Raw genomic sequence first — 16,972 nt, 5'->3', positions numbered from 1 at the left:
TCAGGCGGATTGTGTCGGGCGGCTCGGCAACTGTCTTCAGATCTCGGCAGACTTTCGCTCAGCGAGCGCGATGGAGATTCGGTCGCTCAGGTTTCCAGCAACATTGCGGTTGGTCTTGATCGTTTGTTGAACTTCGTGCTGGCACACCTTGGTTAAAGACGACAGGTTTGCCTGCCGCGGATCAGCCCCCTGATTTGCCCCCAATCGCATGCACTACACGAGCGATTTCAAACGGAAATTTCTGGCAGGACCGAGCTGGCACAAGACAGTCTTCAGCGGGCTCGACGGAGGGTTTGATGCAATTGAGCAAGAGCAACTGTGCGAAGCTTTAAAAGCTTAGCTCTCGCGCATGCCTGCAATTGTTCCTCTCGACGATCATGGACTCTACAGCGAAACGCGGCGTCAGATGGTTTCAAGCAGCTTGCAGCAGAGCGTTCAGTCGTCTACCGAGGGCGAACGCTATGTGAAGACGTTCCGGATGTTTGTTTGACTGTTATACGGTGCACAGAATTCTGCATAAATGCGCAGGGAACAGGCCTTCGTTGAGCTGGCAGTACGCGATCGAATTTAGCGCGTTATTACAATTACGCGCCGTTTTAAGGCAAAATGCCATCTTTTCGCCTGAACGTGGTATGTCCATGCATAAATTACCTTTGCTAGATTTTTACCCTCTAAGTGAGGGTGAGCATCATCCTAGGGAAGTAGCGTTGCATGCTCAACGAGTAAAGCTTGGCTTTCCGGTAGCGTCGCTACGGCCCAGGCTGGTTGCAAATGACGCTGTTGAATTTGCCAATCACGCTGCTAGTACACGTGGGGCTGATGGAAACATTTTCACATCTGAGCTCGAGAGAAAGCTGAACACTGGCGTCTATCGTAGTTGGCTTAGTGGTATGCCTACTTTGAGTACTTCTCCTCAAATAGAAAAATACCGCGATTGCAAACACGATGCTGAAAGTTTGGATCTTGAACTGGCATCGCTCCCAACCTTATGCGCTGGGCAAAAGCTTTTTCATGGAGGTCATTGGCCTGGGAAACTGCAAGTTGGAGCGACCATTGGCGTCGATAGAGCTTTTTCCACGACCTTGAATGCCTATCGTGCGGCTTGGTTTTCCGATGAGGCTCAGCGTAAAAATGGCGGGGAGTTCCATCTTTGGCTTATCACTATTTCAAGCCTTTTTAACAATCCGGTCTATGTGTACAGCACTTTTTCAAATAGACGTACAGGACATGAGATGGAGATATTAATTCGCCGTGGGTTTAAGGCGGTGTTGACGGCCATTGATGTTGGTTTGGGTTACAAAATTTTGCATGTAGAGTTTTCCTAAAGCCTGCATGAAATCCCGCAGGAGTAATTTCCAACCCTCATGGCTGAGTGCTTTGGTAATGGCATCAAGGTGGCGCTGCATCGATGCAAAGAAAGCCTCGATCGTGCACCGCTCAACGTGACTCACTGGCAGCGTGAGGACAGCACGCAACCGGCGATCTTCCCTCAAGGGAGGCCTTGCTGAGGGCGCACGCTTACGTTTGACTGCTTCTGCCGGGCCGGGGTACGGGTTCTCTCGAGATTGACGCTAAACACCACTACTCCGACTCAGACAGACGCTCAAGTCCTCCTCGTGTAACCACATGATCAACTGGCTGAAGATCCAATGGCAAACAAGGAGAACCGCAGTGAGATCCCAGGTCAGAATCATCGACTCGACGCAGTTACACAATACGAGCCCGAATTTTCGTGTTGGTCTCCGTCACGCTTGGTCATACCGTTATGTTCGGTGGGAGGAACGTATCGTGTTCCTTCACCGGGCCGGCAATATTTCATAGGGGCCAGAAAATAGTAATCGAAAGACTGATTTGATCGGATTGCACTCGATGGCGGTTTGCTAGCAGTAGCGTATGACTATTAAGAAAAGGGGTTGTTGGTCCTCAGGCTGGGGGCATCCTTTCCAACCTATCCAAAGCATGCCCTCAAATATGCCCCAACGTATTAATCCACTGGAAGTGAATGGAGCTCCATGGTTTGTGGAAAGGCAGAAATGATCAGCGTGCCCGGCGACGCCTAGAGACTTTCAGGATCCCCAAAAAACATCTGAATCCGCGACCGCAACCACCGCTCCCCCGGATCATTATCCTGCGACCCTCGCCATGCCATATGCAGCTCAAACGAGCGCACGGGCAGCGGCGGGTCTTCGGCGCGCAACCCTCCCGCCGCGGTCAACGCTTCAGCCGCATAATCCGGCACGGTGGCCAGAATGTCGGTGCCCGCCAGCAAGGTGCCGAGCCCGTTGAACTGCGGCACGGCCAGTACTACGTGGCGTTTGCGGTCGAGTTTCTCCAGCTCTTCATCAATAAACCCGCTCAGGTCGCCGGCGAATGACACCAATGCATGGGGGCGTGAGCAGAAGTCGTCCAGGCTCAGCGAGCCGGGCACGCTGTCGGCGCGCAGCAGTTTTGGCAGGCTGCGCCGCAGTACCTTGCGTTTGGCATTGGCCGGCAGGTCGGCTGTGTAGCTGACGCCGATGGAGATTTCACCAGAGGCGAGCAGACTGGGCATCAGGATGTAATTGACGCGGCGTACCACCAGCACAATGCCGGGGGCTTCGGAACGCAGGCGTTTGAGCAATTGCGGAAGCAGGGCAAATTCCACGTCATCGGACAGGCCGATGCGGAACACGGCGGTGCTGGTGGCGGGATCGAATTCGGCGGCGCGGCTGACGGCGGTGGAAATCGAGTCCAGGGCCGGGGAGAGCAGGGCGAAGATTTCCACGGCGCGGGCCGAGGGTTCCATGCTGCGCCCGGTGCGCACGAACAGCGGGTCATCGAACAGCCCACGCAGGCGAGACAAGGCCGCACTGATGGCCGGCTGGCCGAGGAACAATTTCTCGGCGGCGCGGGTCACACTGCGCTCATGCATCAAGGTTTCGAATACGATCAAGAGGTTAAGGTCGACACGACGCAGGTCGTTACGGTTCATCTTGTGTCCTGGAAGAGTCTGCAAACTTGATGTGAGCGGTCACACAGGAACCCATAAGGTCCTATTCAGAAGCATGACCGGCATGAATCTTACGGGGAAAGGCTGGTACTCTGCACCGGCTAATTGATTTTTCCTACGATAGTTGAGGTTTGCTCCTCCTTCGCGGAATCAATGACAGACATGTCGACTATTAATGGCGACCGGTGGTCTTACCTGGAAAGCCCAGATAAAGTTCATGGCATTAGAGGTTACTTTGACGAGGTTTGCGATGTCCCGCACGATCCGTTTTCACAAGTTTGGTCCGGCCGAGGTGCTCAAATGCGAAGAGCATGCAGCCGCGCAGCCCGCACCGGGCGAAGTGCAGGTGCGTGTCGAGGCAATTGGCATCAGCTGGTACGACATTCTGTGGCGCCAGAACCTGGCGTCTTCCCATGCACGCCTGCCTTCGGGCCTTGGTCATGAAATGGCCGGCGTTGTTGTCGCCCTCGGTGACGGCGTGGATGACTTGGCAGTGGGCGACAAGGTGGCCAGTTTTCCGGCCGAGAGCCCCAATGATTACCCGGTGTACGGCGAGCAGATCGTCCTGCCCCGTTCGGCGCTGACCCGGTACCCGGATGTGTTGAGCCCGATTGAAGCCAGCGTGCACTACACGCCGTTGCTGATTGCCTACTTTGCCTACATGGATCTGGCGCGGGTCAAACCGGGGCAGTTTGCCTTGGTGACCGATGCCAGCCATTGTTCCGGCCCATCGTTTGTACAGCTGGGCAAGGCCTTGGGTGTGCGGGTGATTGCCGCTACCAAAGACAGTGCCGAGCGCGAATACCTGCTGTCCCTTGGGGCGGAAAAAGTCATCGTCACCGAAGAACAAGACCTGCTCATGCAGATCAACAAGTTCACCGATAATCGTGGCGTGGACGTGGTATTCGATGGCCTGGGTGGCCCGCAGATGTCGCTGCTCGGTGATGTGCTGGCACCGCGTGGCAGCCTGGTGCTGTATGGCCTGCAAGGCGGCAACCAGACGCCGTTCCCGGCCTGTGCGGCGTTCCAGAAGAACATTCAGTTCTTCGTGCACTGTATCGGCAACTTCACCGGCAAGCCGGAACTGGGCATCATCCAGGATCAGGTGGCAGTGCAGCGCGCCTTGCGTGAGATCAACCAACTGACGGCCGATCGGGTGCTGGTCCCACTGAAAACCACGGTGTTTCCGTTCGGTAAGTTCGTCGAAGCGCATCGATACATGGACGAATGCCCGTGTCGCGAGCGTGTGGCGTTGCAGGTTGAAGCTGTTTGAGCTGTAGGAGTATTCGTAAAAGAATACTTTGGCGTCTGAGGCTATGAGGCAAATGCGCCATTTGACAGGGCTTAACCCGCATCGGGGTTGAGCCGCCGCGAGGGTGTTGCGCCCCGCAAACAATACCTTTTTTCCTTACGCCGCCCTGAATTCCAGCGCGGCGCTGTTGTGTGCGCGCCAAAAAAGTTCGGTCGCCTGCCCATCTGAACTGCTTTCAGGCGTTGTTCTGTATCTGTTAATCATTATTTGAGTGCCGATAATTGTGTCTTCGCTGTCATCTCAAGGATTGAGCAATGATTGAATACCTGACATTAACGTCTCGTACCTCTGAAACTAACGATGCACGGGTCGCCTTTTCGAAAGTGCAAAACAAATACGCAGCCGCTTTGCCTGAGCCAACAATGAGCGGATAACTAATATGCGTCGGACGTTTCTTTAGTTGCTTAGTTAAAGTGGTGTAGGGCGTTGTCGGAATATTCCTAAGACATGCGGCCAGTCGCGCTGGAGGCCTCGCACGCCCACGGCTCGGCATCGATAGCGCCATTGACAGCTCCGGTGAGCGGTCCTGCGATTTTGTTGCAGGGTGCTAATGTTGAATCAACCTCGCACGATGCAACTGACGACAAACTTATAGATGTAATGGGTCGAGCAATGACAGTTGATAATTGCTTGAAGCTAATATTTCAATTCAGGTAGTAGAACGATGAGCGCTATTCATGAGCAAGCCATGAACTATGTTTACCAGCAAGTTCTGCAACGGTTGGTCGGGCACTTTACCCGTGACGAACGTACTGCACTGCAACTGTTGATCCAGCGAATTGTGGTAGCGGCCGGTGGCATGGAACAAGTAGGCAACTACAAAGTGCTGATTGCCCACGGCGGGGGTGAGGTCAGCAGCTACACCCTGGCGCTGTTGCGCGCGGCGCAACTGAGCATCGCCGGGCGTGCACCCAAGACTTTTCATCTGCGCGTGGCAACGTTGCGGCATCCGGGAATGACTCAGGCAACGCTTGATTCACTGCATCAGGGCTATGGCGCGTTGTTCTTCCATGATGATTCTCGGGTGGAACTGCTGATGGTCGAAAACCATGAAGTACTGCCCTTTAATCATCAGCGCCCGGCGTCCAGTGCCGGGCGTGAAGTCAGCCAGCGCAATATGCTGATGATAGGGCATCTGACGTCCGGGGACATCCGCGCCATCCTGTGCAACGACACGTATCTGGCCCTTGGCGATTTCTATCAGCGGGTCGCCACCTGGAACGGCGGTGTGCACGCGGTGGTCAGCGGCGATTCGGTGCGCAAGCAAAGCCAATACATCGCGTGGCTGAAGAAAAATGCCCTGGCAACCGGTCTCGCGTTCGCGCCCGGCAAGCCGACATCGCTCAACGGGTTGTTTGCCCGCATGGAAGAATGGAGCGTCGGCTGCTACCACGACCTCTATGGCGAGCACTACGCGGGCACCGAGAGCCCAGGCCGGGGCGGGCACCGGCATTTGGCCTACATCGGTATTGCCGACCTGCTCGACGATGTCGACGTCGCCCGCGCGCCGCTGCTTACGGAGTTTCTGGTTCACAAGCGGGACCCGTTCGAGTTCCAGTTCAGCCATCCAGCCTATCCAAACCCATTGCTCATGGCACATTTGTATGGCTTGCAGGCCCAATGCCTGCGTGAGCTGTCCTACGAGCACGGTGTCGAAGGTTTTGTTCGCCACGCGGCAGACTACATGCTGCGCAGACGCGTCCCCATTGAGTTGATCACCGAGGCGTCCAGCCCGGATGGGCGGGTATTGTCGACCACCTACGCCCAGGCGTTTTTTGGTCTGGACGAAAGTCAGTTGACTTGCCTGCTGTTCGCGCCTTTCGTTCAGCATGGCGAACGGCTGGAGGGCTTCTTGCGTCAATGCCACCCCGGCATGTTGGTGGCACTGCCCGAACTGCACAAGGCGCTGCAGGGCAAGCCTGCTGCGGACATGTTGCATCAGTGGCTGGTAGACACCAGTGGTTTGCCGCTGGCCTTATTGCAGCATTTGTATCGCAAGCGAACATTGCAGGCTGCGCACGGCTCTCGTATCCACAAACAACTGTTTAGCCGGCCCGAGGCCCGAATCGCCCAAGTGGCGGGGCGCTAGCACCGTGCATTGGCGCATAGATGCCGGTGAGCGGCGATGAACCTGAGGGGAGAGCGGCAGTCTGACTTCGCGTATCAGGCGGTGTATCGCTACATGATCAACCTGATCAACGAAGTCAGCCTGGAAACGCCGGTCAAGTTGCCGTCGTTGCGTCAGTTGTCGACACGGATGAACGTGTCGATCTCGACGATTCAGTACGCTTACTCTTTGCTGGAAAAGGAAGGGCGGGTCTACTCGGTGGCCAAGTCTGGCTATTTCGCCTGGCCGGTGGCGGCAAACCCGCCGGTCATGGCGGGCGCCGACTTGCTTGAGCGGCTGTATGCGGCGGCGCGACGACCAACCATGGTTGTGCTCAGTGGTGATGAGCCGGCGTTGTTGGGTTCACTGGATGGCGCTTTGCTTGCGCTGGAGCGCCAGCTGGTGCGCAGGTATCCACACCACCTGCAACCGTCGCAACCTTGTGGTGTATGGGAATTACGGGCGGCATTGGCGGCCCGTTATACCTCGTCGCCTAGCCATTGCTGGCAGGCCGACGAGGTGTATATCGGCGCCGATCTTCAGGGCGTACTGCAAATCCTGATCGACACGCTTGGCCTCGAGGGCACGGTGGTGCTGGCTGAATCGCCCTGCGATTACCTGGTCTTGCGCCTGTTACAGAGCGCTGGCGTGCGGGTTATCGAACTGCCCTGGCACGCCGATGGCAGCTTCGACTTGGCCACGTTCGAGCACCTGCTCAAGCACGAACCGGTGCACCTTGTGCTGCTGTCCTCCGTGGTCAGCATGCCCTCGGGTAATGCGCTGACGCTACCCGAACGGCTGCAAGTAGCGCATTTGCTGGAGCGGCACGCCTGTTGGTTGCTGGAAAACGACACGTTTGGCGAGCTGAGCTTCGCGTCGTCGCAGACGGCTTTGCGCAATCTGGTCAACCCGCAGCGGCTGATTGTGTTTTCTTCGTTCGAAAAGGTGTTGGGGCCAGAAGCGCCGTTTGGGTACCTACTGACGCAGCAAATGGGCAGTGAGTTGCAGCGCCAGTTTTTGCTGCGCTCATTTCGACTTTCATCCATTCGGCAACGCGCCATTGCTCGGCTTTATGAGAGCGGGCGGTTGGATCAGCACCTGCAGACGTTATGCCAGCGCCTTCAGGAACAGGCGCAAGCCATGAGCCATCGGTTGGATGTGCATATGCAAGGGCGTGTGAGTTATCGAATGCCTATCGCCGGGGCGAGTTTCTGGTTGCAGTCGGTGGCGCCGGTGGATATGCGCCTGGTGTTCCAGCGCATGCTCGCCCAGCAGGTCGTGATTGCGCCAGGGGAGTTGTTCAGCCTCTTTGGCTTGCATCACCAGCATATGCGCTTGAGTCATACGTTCAGCGGCCACCCCAATCTGGATATTGTCCTGAATGCGCTGGCTCAGGCGCTGCTCCAGGCACAGACCGATTAATGTATGAAACTTCTCTCCGAATTGTGGGATCGATAACATCGCTCAGTAGTCCAACTCTGAGTAAACTGTCATTTTTTCCGAATCCTTATTTTCCGAGGTTTATGCATGACTATCAGTCCTTTTGCGGGCAAACCGGCACCGGCTCAGCTGCTGGTGGATATCCCGCGACTGGTCACGGCCTATTACACCGGCCAGCCTGATGCAGCAATCTCTACCCAGCGTGTAGCCTTTGGCACCTCCGGGCACCGTGGCAGCTCGTTCGAGCTGAGCTTCAACGAATGGCATGTGCTTGCGATCAGCCAGGCGATCTGCCTGTACCGTGAAGCCCAGGGCATCACAGGGCCTTTGTTCGTTGGCCTGGATACTCATGCATTGTCCACGCCGGCCGGTGCCAGTGCCCTGGAGGTGCTGGCTGCCAATGGCGTGCACGTCATGCTGGCTGAAGGCGATGAGTACACGCCGACTCCGGCGATCTCACACGCCATCATTTGCTACAACCGCGGCCGTACCAGCGGCTTGGCGGACGGCATTGTGATCACTCCGTCGCACAACCCGCCGCAGAGTGGTGGCTACAAGTACAACCCGCCCAATGGTGGCCCGGCCGATACCCACGTCACCAAGTGGATCGAAGCCAAAGCCAACGAACTGCTGGCCAACAAGCTCGCTGGGGTCAAGCGCATCACTCATGCCCAGGCGCTCAAGGCGGACACCACTCATCGCCATGACTACCTCAACAGCTATGTGGCCGACCTGATCAATGTGATCGATATGGATGCAATCCGTAGCGCTGATCTGCGCCTGGGCGTTGATCCATTGGGCGGGGCGGGGGTGCGCTACTGGTCGGCGATTGCCGAGCACTACCGCCTGAACCTGGAGGTGGTGAACACCGAAGTGGATTCCACATTCCGCTTCATGAGCGTGGACTGGGATGGACAGATCCGCATGGACCCATCCTCCAGCTACGCCATGCAGAGCCTAATTGGTCTCAAGGAACGCTTCGACGTGGCGTTTGCGTGCGATCCGGACCACGACCGTCACGGTATCGTCACGCCCTCCGGCGGTCTGTTGGCGCCGAACAACTACCTGGCGGTGTCCATCGATTACCTGTTCCAGAACCGTCCGGACTGGCGAGCCGATGCGGCGGTGGGCAAAACCGTGGTCAGCAGTGGCCTGATCGATCGCGTGGCTGCACGTATTGGCCGGCGTCTGTATGAAGTGCCGGTGGGCTTCAAATGGTTTGCCGATGGCTTGTTCGAAGGCTCGTTGGGTTTTGGCGGCGAAGAAAGCGCCGGTGCTTCGTTCCTGCGTAAGGACGGCACGGTCTGGAGCACTGACAAGGACGGCCTGATCCCGGCCCTGCTCGCAGCGGAAATGACCTCGCGCAAGGGCCAGGATCCCAGCCAGATCTATCGTGGCCTGACCGATGCACTCGGCGAGCCGTTTGCCATTCGCGTGGATGCCAAGGCGACCCCGGCGCAGAAAGCCCTGCTGGGCAAGCTGGCGCCGGAGCAGGTGACGTCCACCCAATTGGCCGGCGAGAGCATTCAGCAGATCCTCAGCCATGCCCCGGGCAACAACCAGGCGATTGGCGGCTTGAAAGTCATGACTGAAAACGGCTGGTTTGCCGCACGGCCATCGGGTACCGAGGACATCTACAAGATCTACGCCGAGAGCTTTATCGGCGAAGAACACCTCAAGCAGCTGGTGGAAGAGGCGCAGGTGCTGGTAGACGGCGCAATTTCCCAGTAACTGTGTAGGAGGGGGCTTGCCCCCGATAGCGGTGGGTCAGTCACACATGTGTTGACTGGCATAACCTCATCGGGAGCAAGCCCCCTCCCACATTAGATAGCAGCATGATGCAAGATCAGGCCAGGTCGACCAGCACGATCTCGCTGTCCTCGATCGCCGTCACCCGCAATACTTGCTCATCCTCAACGGCCACGCCGTCTCGCGCCTGTGCGCGCAAACCATTGACTTCAATTACGCCGGTTGCCGGCACCAGGTACGCCCGGCGTCCGTTGTCCAGCCTGTATTCGGCGCTTTCCCCAACTTTCAGGTTCGCCGCCACCAAGCGTGCATCGGCACGAATGCGCAGGCTTTCACTGTCGCCAGCCTTGCCGCTGGCCAGCGTCACAAAGCCTTCACGATTACCTTGCGGAAACGGCTTGGCACCCCAGGACGGTGGTAAGCCGGCCTCATTGGGGATGATCCAGATCTGGAAGATCTTGGTGGGGGTGGCTTCCAGGTTGTACTCGCTGTGGGCGATCCCGGTACCAGCACTCATCACCTGTACATCGCCCGCCTCGGTGCGGCCTTTGTTGCCCAGGTTATCGGCATGGCTGATTGCGCCTTCGCGTACGTAGGTGATGATTTCCATGTCGCGGTGCGGGTGCTGGGGGAAACCGCTGCCAGGCGCGATGATGTCGTCGTTCCAAACCCGCAAATTGCCCCAGTGCATACGCTCGGGGTCGTGGTATTCGGCGAATGAAAAGTGGTGATGGGCGTCGAGCCAGCCATGATGGGCACCGCCGAGGGTGTTGAAAGGTCGAAGTTCAAGCATGATCGTCTCCTGTGAATGAGCCCATCATCCAGCAGCGCATGATCGATAAAAAGCGTAAAAAATGCCTGATTCCTATCCATTAATTCGATCATTGAAACCTGCTTCAACTTTCACTTCATCGCCTAACTCCATGACAGCAAAGCAATTGGCTGGAACTGAGCGCCGATTCCGGCGACCATGGCGGCCTTGTCAAAGCCAAGCTCATCGCAGGAGTCCGCGTGCCGCAACAAAAGCCTGATCTGCCCCCTGAACTGCGCCCCTTGGCTGAAATGCCGTTATTGAAGCGGCTGGCCGCTCGCCTGTTCGGCCATGGTCTCACCCGTTTGCGCGCGCAGCACCGGTTTTCCTGGCTGCATGGCCAGGCCGACGGTTTTCGCAATGGGCATGAAGCCGGTGTGGAATATGGGTATCGCGAGGGCAAGGCCGATGGTCTTGAAGAGGGCCGGCAGATCCTGTTGATTCGCGACTTTCGCCCTGATGAGCACCGAGCGCCCGGTGTGGATGACAGCCTGTTCGACGATTGGCGATTGCCGCTCACCGCCGATGTGAAGAAGCGCATGAAGGCGGATGTGGCGCGCCTGCTGCCAGCCCACGCGCAGCCGAGCACAGCGCAGTGGAAGATGATCTTCAGCGACACGCCCTCGACCTCGGTGATTGCGGGCGCCGGCGCAGGTAAATCGACCTCCCTGGTGTTGCGTATCTTGTTGCTCACCCATTACCTGGGTTTTGAGTTGAGTTCGATGACCGTGGTGACGTTCACCCGCGAGTCGCGCAAGGACTTCATCAACAAGCTCATGGAGATTCTGAGCCTGTGGGGCCAACCCCTTGACCTGAAACAAGCCCAGGCGGTGGTGCGTACGTTTCACTCGCGTATCCTGCCGATGGTGCGCAGCCTGCCGGGTTTTGAACGGCTGCAAGCCTTTGAAAACCTCAGTGGCGGCTTCGAAGACGCCGATAGCAATGCCTTCGATCTACGTATCAGTGATGCCCAGCGCCAGCATATGAACGCCTGTTATCACCGTTTGCAGGGGCATCATGCGCGTTTTCGCGAGTTGATTGCGCCGCTGGCTCGCCAGGGCCTGCAGCTCAAGGAGCTTGAGCGCGATCATCCGGACGTGCAAAAGCGCATGGCCGTGACCGAGTTGGCGGCCAAACGTGATGAAGAACTCTGCGACGTGATCGAGGACCTGTGGTTCCGCGCGGGCGCCTGGCCGATCAAAGGCATCGAACCCAGCCGTCAGACTTTTGAAATCAACGGTGCCAAGTTTCATTGCCACGGCTATATCCCGCAGTTGGATGCCTGGGTCGTATTGGGTTTCGATGCGCGGGAAAACGCGGGGATCAGCCGCCCAAACTCAAAACTATCGGTGCGCGCAGAGTGGGCGGTAAAGCGCACCCTGTTTCAAGCTTTCTGCCATAAGCCGTTGATATGGCTTGATAACTACGAGTCATCCAGGCGCCTTTTAAGCAGTCTGGCCGGCGAGGCCACGGCCGGGCCGGGCTTTGATTACAAGGTCAAGGGTGAACTCGCCTCGGCGCCGCTGCTGGACAGTTTTGTCATGGCGGCCGGGTTTATCGAGAACCTCGGGCTGGACGTACCGACGGCTGTGGGCCAGATGAGCTTCGCCAAGGACGACCCGGATCGGTTGTTCTTCGAGGCCTTGAGCATTTTCTGGAAGGCCCTGGAAGACCACCTGCTCGATCAATCACCGCCGATCATGACCTACAACCGAATGTTTTCCCTGTTTGGCGAAAATACCCCGGAGAACCTCAAGCTGCTCAGTGATCCCTTGCTGCGGCCGATGTCACACCTGATGATCGACGAATTCCAGGATGTATCGCCGCAGATTGTCTCGTGGATCCGTGCCGCGCTGCGGGAAATCCGCAGTCGCGGCCCGGCCATGCACGTCGGGCGTGGGGCGCAACGCTCATCCTTGCTGTGTGTCGGCGATGACTGGCAGTCGATTTATGGCTGGCGCGGCAGCTCGCCCAAGTACTTCATGGAGTTCAACCAGGAATTTGTCGCGCCGAGCACCACTCGCGTGATGCTGGGCGAGAACTACCGCAGCCACCAACACATTATCGACGCGGCCGAGCATATCGTGCGCACCGCACCGGCTATCCCCGGCAAGAAGGCCAAGGCCAGTGGCGAGCCCAAGGCATTGGTGCCGGTCACCGTGCTGGAGCGCGACGACGCGGCGCTCGGCCGGCGGTTGCTGGAGCATTACCAACGCGGGGATACGGTCTTGATGCTTTATCGAAAAAGCAGCGATAAGTTGCTGATTCAAGAGCATATTCAGTCTGTTGTTAATGTGGATTCTAGCTTGCCGGTCCACGAGCGCCGTCTGAAACAGCTCACTTACCACAGCGCCAAGGGCCTTCAGGCCGATGCAGTATTTCTGCTTGGGGACTGCCAGCATCTCACCAGCTCGCCCTACAAAAACCAGGTCTACCGCATGGCGGGCTTGGGCAAGGAAGGTGACAGCGAGCCGTACGACAATGCGCAAAAGGACGAAATACTACGACTGGCCTACGTCGGTATTACCCGAGCGGTCAACCACTGCTACTGGTATGTGGAAAAGCCGGAGGGCCAGGGTGTAAACGTGCCCAGGGCTTCCGAGCGGGTGGATGGCAAGAAAGCGTTTTTCGACGATCAGCGCTGAACCTTCAGCTGACACACAGCAAAATGTGGGAGGGGCTTGTCTCCTCCCGCATCAGGTAATCGGCGGCTGACAAATGCTGTTCAGGCCCGCAACGACAACGGCGGCACAAAACACTCCAGCTCATCCTCCACGGCCTCGATGATGCGTTCCACATCAGCGGCGTTCATCACTGTGGCGCAAGGTATGCCGGCGATGGCGATCAATGTTTCACCGCTGGCGCGGTCGAACAGGCGGGCGATCATGCTGCCGGGGGCGTCCATACTCCCCTCGAAACCCATCGGATGAAAATGCCAGCGCATCAACTGGCACGCATTGGGAAAAGTCACTTTGTTCATGTTGCCCACCTTGTTCATTGAGCGCTTCCTTTAGCTCGCGGCAGGGGTCAGGACCTTCGTTGGTCAAGACGTCGAAGAGTTTAAAAATAGCATTCGTTCGCAAGTACAAGGTGAGTTTTTTGGCCCCGTTCGGCGGTTCTTTTACCTGATTTTGATGTGGATCATGTCCTACAGCAGATTAGGCAAAAGGCCATTATTTCGAATGGTCGTCTGGCCATTGTGGGGGGCGGGTAGATTTAGGCAATCTCAAGCATTTTGGTCGCTGTGCTGGCGCAGGATTCGACTTGCTCCCGATGGCGGCCTCAGGGCCGACCAGGGTGCTGGATCAGACCGAGTACATATCCATTCCTGCGGTAACGGCTGCTATTGGTTCCGCTTTTACAGCGGCTCACTTTTGAAAAGAGCGCAAAAGTAAGCAAAACGCTCTTGCCCCACCACTCGGCACCTCGCCTGGGCTCGGTGTGCCCGTAATCCGCCATGGATTTGGGGGGGCGCCTGAGATCAAGATCAAAAGCAGATCAAGATCAAGAGCGGCTCGCTTCGCATCGTGGTTACGTTGGCTGCTATCAAGTTGTGCAACGTCGGTCTATATCGCACCGGACGTTAATTGACACTTTTCAGATAATTAACCGGCCACTGGTTAAATAAATAATGGCGTCATGATTAAGACATTTTCTGTCAACTATTCCGAATGGAAAGAACGGTTGTCACTGTGAGAGATTTCGGCCGCAACACGTAACACTCTCACATAACTGATTATCAACAGGTGACTTATATGTCTTCCATAGAAAGCCTTCCCATCGGCGGTACATGGACCCAGTCCGAGTTACGTGGCACAGACCAGCGCGAACGCCTGGAGGCCAGACGCGGCGAGCCTTCAGTGCTGGTCGGCGGGGCAGGGGGCGACCAGCTGGTGGGGCGTCAGGGTGCCAATACATTCAAATATGAAAAAAGCACCGACTCCCTCAGCGATGATCCGGACACGATCCTGAATTTCAATCCGAAAGAAGATGAGATCGATGTGTCCCTGATGTTAAAGGACCACGCTATATCGGCAATCAATATTCAACCAGGCCCGCCTGTGGAGGTGGGCGATGTGCAACTGAGCCACGCGTTCGGCGTGAGTACATTGACTATCAAAGTCAATGCCGAAGGGCCGGACTTTTCCGTACGCGTTGATGGTGTAAATCTGTTGCCGCAGCATATCAATTTCTTCCATTCGGATTAAGCCTACGGGTTCTCCAGGTCATGCCCCAGCGACTGGATAAACAGTGAAAACAACTCGGGCTGTGACGAGATATCGAGCTTGGCGTAAAGGTGCCTGCGGTGCACTTTGACCGTGTCCGGCGAGATCTTGAGGCGTTCGGCCATGGCCTTGGAGGAAAACCCCCGCAACACCAGGCGAGCGATTTCCAGCTCGCGGTCCGACAGTACACCACTGCCGAAATGACTCAGCGCGTCCCGGATCTGGCTATCTATTGCCGGCGCTCGCTGAGTGCTTTGCTGCCAGTGCTGCTGCATCAATGGCAGCACCCAAGCGGCCAGTGTGGTCAACAGCCCGGTTTCCTCGAAGCTGAAGCGTCGCTGCATGCCCAGGGACAGTGAAAGCGTGCCCGTGCCGGGCAATTGCAGGATCAACTGCACTTCGTCTTCCAGCACGTTGTCGTGGAAGTAGTTGAGGAAGTACTCACTCTGGCGAAAATGGTCCGGCGCCACTTCCTCCAGGCGGTACACGCCGCTGGCATAGTTCTCGCGGCACGCCTGGTAGAACGGGTCGAGCAGGTACAGACCGTTGAGGTACACCAGCATCGACGCCGGTTTGCTGCTGGGCTGGGCGTCGTACTCCTCAAGGGCCTGGGGCGGGCCGTCCAGCGGGTAGAAAATCGCCAGGGCGTTATCGAAGGGCAGGCATTGGTGCAATAACAGCACCAATTGCTTCCAGAACCGTTCGGTGCCGATTTGTGACAAGGTGCGCCCCAACCCCGCGTGCATGCCGATTTCCCGGAACAGGCTCATATCACTGGCTCCCCTCAAAAGATCGGCCAAGGGTTCGGCTTTTAGCCGGTACCGTCAAGGGGAGTACGCCAATAGGGGAATTGGCCTACCGGCCCGTCAGCCGATAACGTCACCACTATTCAACGGGAAGCATATCCCGCACACACACATCATTTTTCGTTTCTGCCTCACACCAAAAACAACGACAGAGGATAACGATATGAGCGCTACCCCCACGCCCGATGGCCTGCTCAAGCCCACCTTGAGCGTCTTTGATGTAGTGGCTATCACCGTTTCCGCGGTGACGCCGGCCAGCTCCGTATTTGTGATCGCCCCGTTCGCCATTCAGCAAGCGGGCAGCGGCGTGTTCCTGGCGTTTGTGATGGCCGGGTTGCTGGCGTTGATGTTCGCCTTCTGTTACGCCGAACTCGGCCGCGCCCATAACAGTGCCGGTGGCGAGTATGTGTATGCCAAGCGCGTGTTTGGTGGCATGGCCGGCTACGCCACGTTCCTGACAGTGCTGGTGATGTTGCTGTTTATCCCGCCGGTATTGGCCACTGGTGCGGCGACTTATCTGAATAATGCCTTGGGTACGAACTTCGACTCCCAAACTGTCGCCCTGGTGATCGTGGTGTGCAGCTACGCCCTGGGCATTCTCAATATCAAGCTCAATGCCTGGATTACCGGCACCTGCCTGCTGTTGGAAGTGGCAGCGTTGCTGGTGATTGTGGTGATCGGCTTCGGCAACCCGGTGCAGCCGGCCAGCGTATTGTTCCAGCCGCAGATCGTCGAAAACGGCGTGTTGCACCTGGCGCCCTGGGCCCTGGTGATCGGTGCTGTCGGTATTGGCCTGTTCTCATTCAATGGCTACGGCCCGGCGGTATTGCTGGCCGAAGACATGAAATGCGGCGGCAAGGGGGTACACAAGGCGGTGCTGTGGTCCCTGGGGTTGGTGGTGGTGATCGAACTTGTGCCAATCACCGCACTGTTGATCGGCGCGCCGTCCCTGAGTGAGATGATCAGCAGCCCCGACCCCATTGGCTATCTTTTGACCAGCCACGGTAATGAAACCCTGTCGCGGTTGGTCAGTGCCGGGATTTTCCTGTCGGTGTTCAACGCGATTGTGGCCATTGTCATCCAGATCGGCCGGGTGGTGTTCAGCAGCGGACGCGATGCACTCTGGACGCCGAGTATCAACAAGCTGTTCACGCGGATTCATCCGCGCTGGGATTCGCCGTGGCTGGCTACGTTGTTCCTGGCGATTCCTTCGGCGCTGTTGAGTTTCAGCTCGAACCTGGCGGACCTGACGTCGTTCAGCGTGTTGCTGATCATGCTGGTGTACCTGGTGGTGGCGCTGAGCGCGCTGATGAGCCGGGTGCTGCTGCGTGATCGCGAACATCCCTATCGCATGCCATTGTGGCCGTTGCCGGCCGTGCTGGCGGTGCTCGGCGCGGGGTATCTGTTGGTGAACTTGATCCTTGAGGCGTCGATGCGCGACATCATGGTCATTATCGGTTTGCTGGCGCTGTCGGTGATTTTGTATTGCATCAGTGGCCGGTCGAGTCCGGTCTTTCAGAAATTGTAAGGAG

The 16,972-nt window shown here is 57.3% G+C and carries 12 protein-coding genes; 8 read left to right on the top strand and 4 right to left on the bottom strand.

The genetic code is table 11. From position 1 onward, the window contains the following. Positions 1–542: 542 nt before the first annotated feature. Positions 543–1,325 (top strand): hypothetical protein, encoded by a 783-nt coding sequence (locus tag IH404_RS15450; RefSeq protein ID WP_194438322.1) that lies wholly within the window; start codon positions 543–545, stop codon positions 1,323–1,325. 731 nt (positions 1,326–2,056) lie between these two features. Here IH404_RS15450 and IH404_RS15445 read toward each other — a convergent pair. Then, positions 2,057–2,971, bottom strand: coding sequence for a LysR substrate-binding domain-containing protein (locus tag IH404_RS15445; protein ID WP_032875232.1), 915 nt, complete (start codon positions 2,969–2,971; stop codon positions 2,057–2,059). A 268-nt stretch (positions 2,972–3,239) separates the two neighbouring features. Here IH404_RS15445 and IH404_RS15440 point away from each other — a divergent pair, with 268 nt between their 5' ends. From IH404_RS15440 to pgm, 4 genes are all read left to right on the top strand, one after another. After that, the gene (locus IH404_RS15440) at positions 3,240–4,262 is read left to right on the top strand and encodes a zinc-dependent alcohol dehydrogenase family protein (protein WP_005788465.1); all 1,023 of its coding nucleotides are present in this window, start codon (positions 3,240–3,242) and stop codon (positions 4,260–4,262) included. A 703-nt stretch (positions 4,263–4,965) separates the two neighbouring features. Next, positions 4,966–6,390, top strand: coding sequence for a hypothetical protein (locus IH404_RS15435; protein ID WP_194438320.1), 1,425 nt, complete (start codon positions 4,966–4,968; stop codon positions 6,388–6,390). A 36-nt stretch (positions 6,391–6,426) separates the two neighbouring features. Next, on the top strand, positions 6,427–7,830 hold the full coding sequence (locus IH404_RS15430) for a PLP-dependent aminotransferase family protein (RefSeq protein WP_194438319.1): 1,404 nt from the start codon (positions 6,427–6,429) through the stop codon (positions 7,828–7,830). A gap of 105 nt (positions 7,831–7,935) precedes the next feature. Next, a complete protein-coding gene (pgm, locus tag IH404_RS15425) occupies positions 7,936–9,579 on the top strand; it encodes a phosphoglucomutase (alpha-D-glucose-1,6-bisphosphate-dependent) (RefSeq protein ID WP_005788462.1) in 1,644 nt (547 codons plus the stop codon). 115 nt (positions 9,580–9,694) lie between these two features. Here pgm and IH404_RS15420 read toward each other — a convergent pair whose 3' ends face one another. Further along, positions 9,695–10,390 carry a pirin family protein gene (locus tag IH404_RS15420; protein WP_005788461.1) on the bottom strand — a complete coding sequence of 232 codons (696 nt, stop codon included), beginning with the start codon at positions 10,388–10,390 and terminating at the stop codon, positions 9,695–9,697. A gap of 218 nt (positions 10,391–10,608) precedes the next feature. Between IH404_RS15420 and IH404_RS15415 the strand changes: the two genes are divergently transcribed. Further along, a complete protein-coding gene (locus tag IH404_RS15415; protein ID WP_194438317.1) occupies positions 10,609–13,053 on the top strand; it encodes a UvrD-helicase domain-containing protein in 2,445 nt (814 codons plus the stop codon). An 80-nt stretch (positions 13,054–13,133) separates the two neighbouring features. Here IH404_RS15415 and IH404_RS15410 read toward each other — a convergent pair whose 3' ends face one another. Then, positions 13,134–13,406: a DUF1652 domain-containing protein gene (locus tag IH404_RS15410; RefSeq protein ID WP_005788459.1), complete on the bottom strand. Its 273-nt coding sequence runs from the start codon at positions 13,404–13,406 to the stop codon at positions 13,134–13,136. 757 nt (positions 13,407–14,163) lie between these two features. Here IH404_RS15410 and IH404_RS15405 point away from each other — a divergent pair. Beyond that, positions 14,164–14,616 (top strand): M10 family metallopeptidase C-terminal domain-containing protein, encoded by a 453-nt coding sequence (locus tag IH404_RS15405; protein WP_005788458.1) that lies wholly within the window; start codon positions 14,164–14,166, stop codon positions 14,614–14,616. Between the two features lie 2 nt (positions 14,617–14,618). On the opposite strand, the gene IH404_RS15400 is transcribed toward IH404_RS15405, so the two are convergent. Next, positions 14,619–15,404, bottom strand: a complete 786-nt coding sequence (locus IH404_RS15400; RefSeq protein ID WP_005788457.1) for a LuxR C-terminal-related transcriptional regulator — start codon at positions 15,402–15,404, stop codon at positions 14,619–14,621. Between the two features lie 199 nt (positions 15,405–15,603). Between IH404_RS15400 and IH404_RS15395 the strand changes: the two genes are divergently transcribed. Continuing rightward, a complete protein-coding gene (locus tag IH404_RS15395) occupies positions 15,604–16,968 on the top strand; it encodes an APC family permease (RefSeq protein ID WP_194438315.1) in 1,365 nt (454 codons plus the stop codon). Positions 16,969–16,972 lie beyond the last annotated feature (4 nt).

The organism is Pseudomonas sp. OST1909 (genome assembly GCF_015277575.1).
In the GTDB taxonomy this organism is placed as follows: Bacteria; Pseudomonadota; Gammaproteobacteria; order Pseudomonadales; family Pseudomonadaceae; genus Aquipseudomonas; species Aquipseudomonas synxantha_A.
Note: the sequence above shows the minus strand (reverse complement) of the source record. Positions and strands in the feature narration are given on the sequence as shown.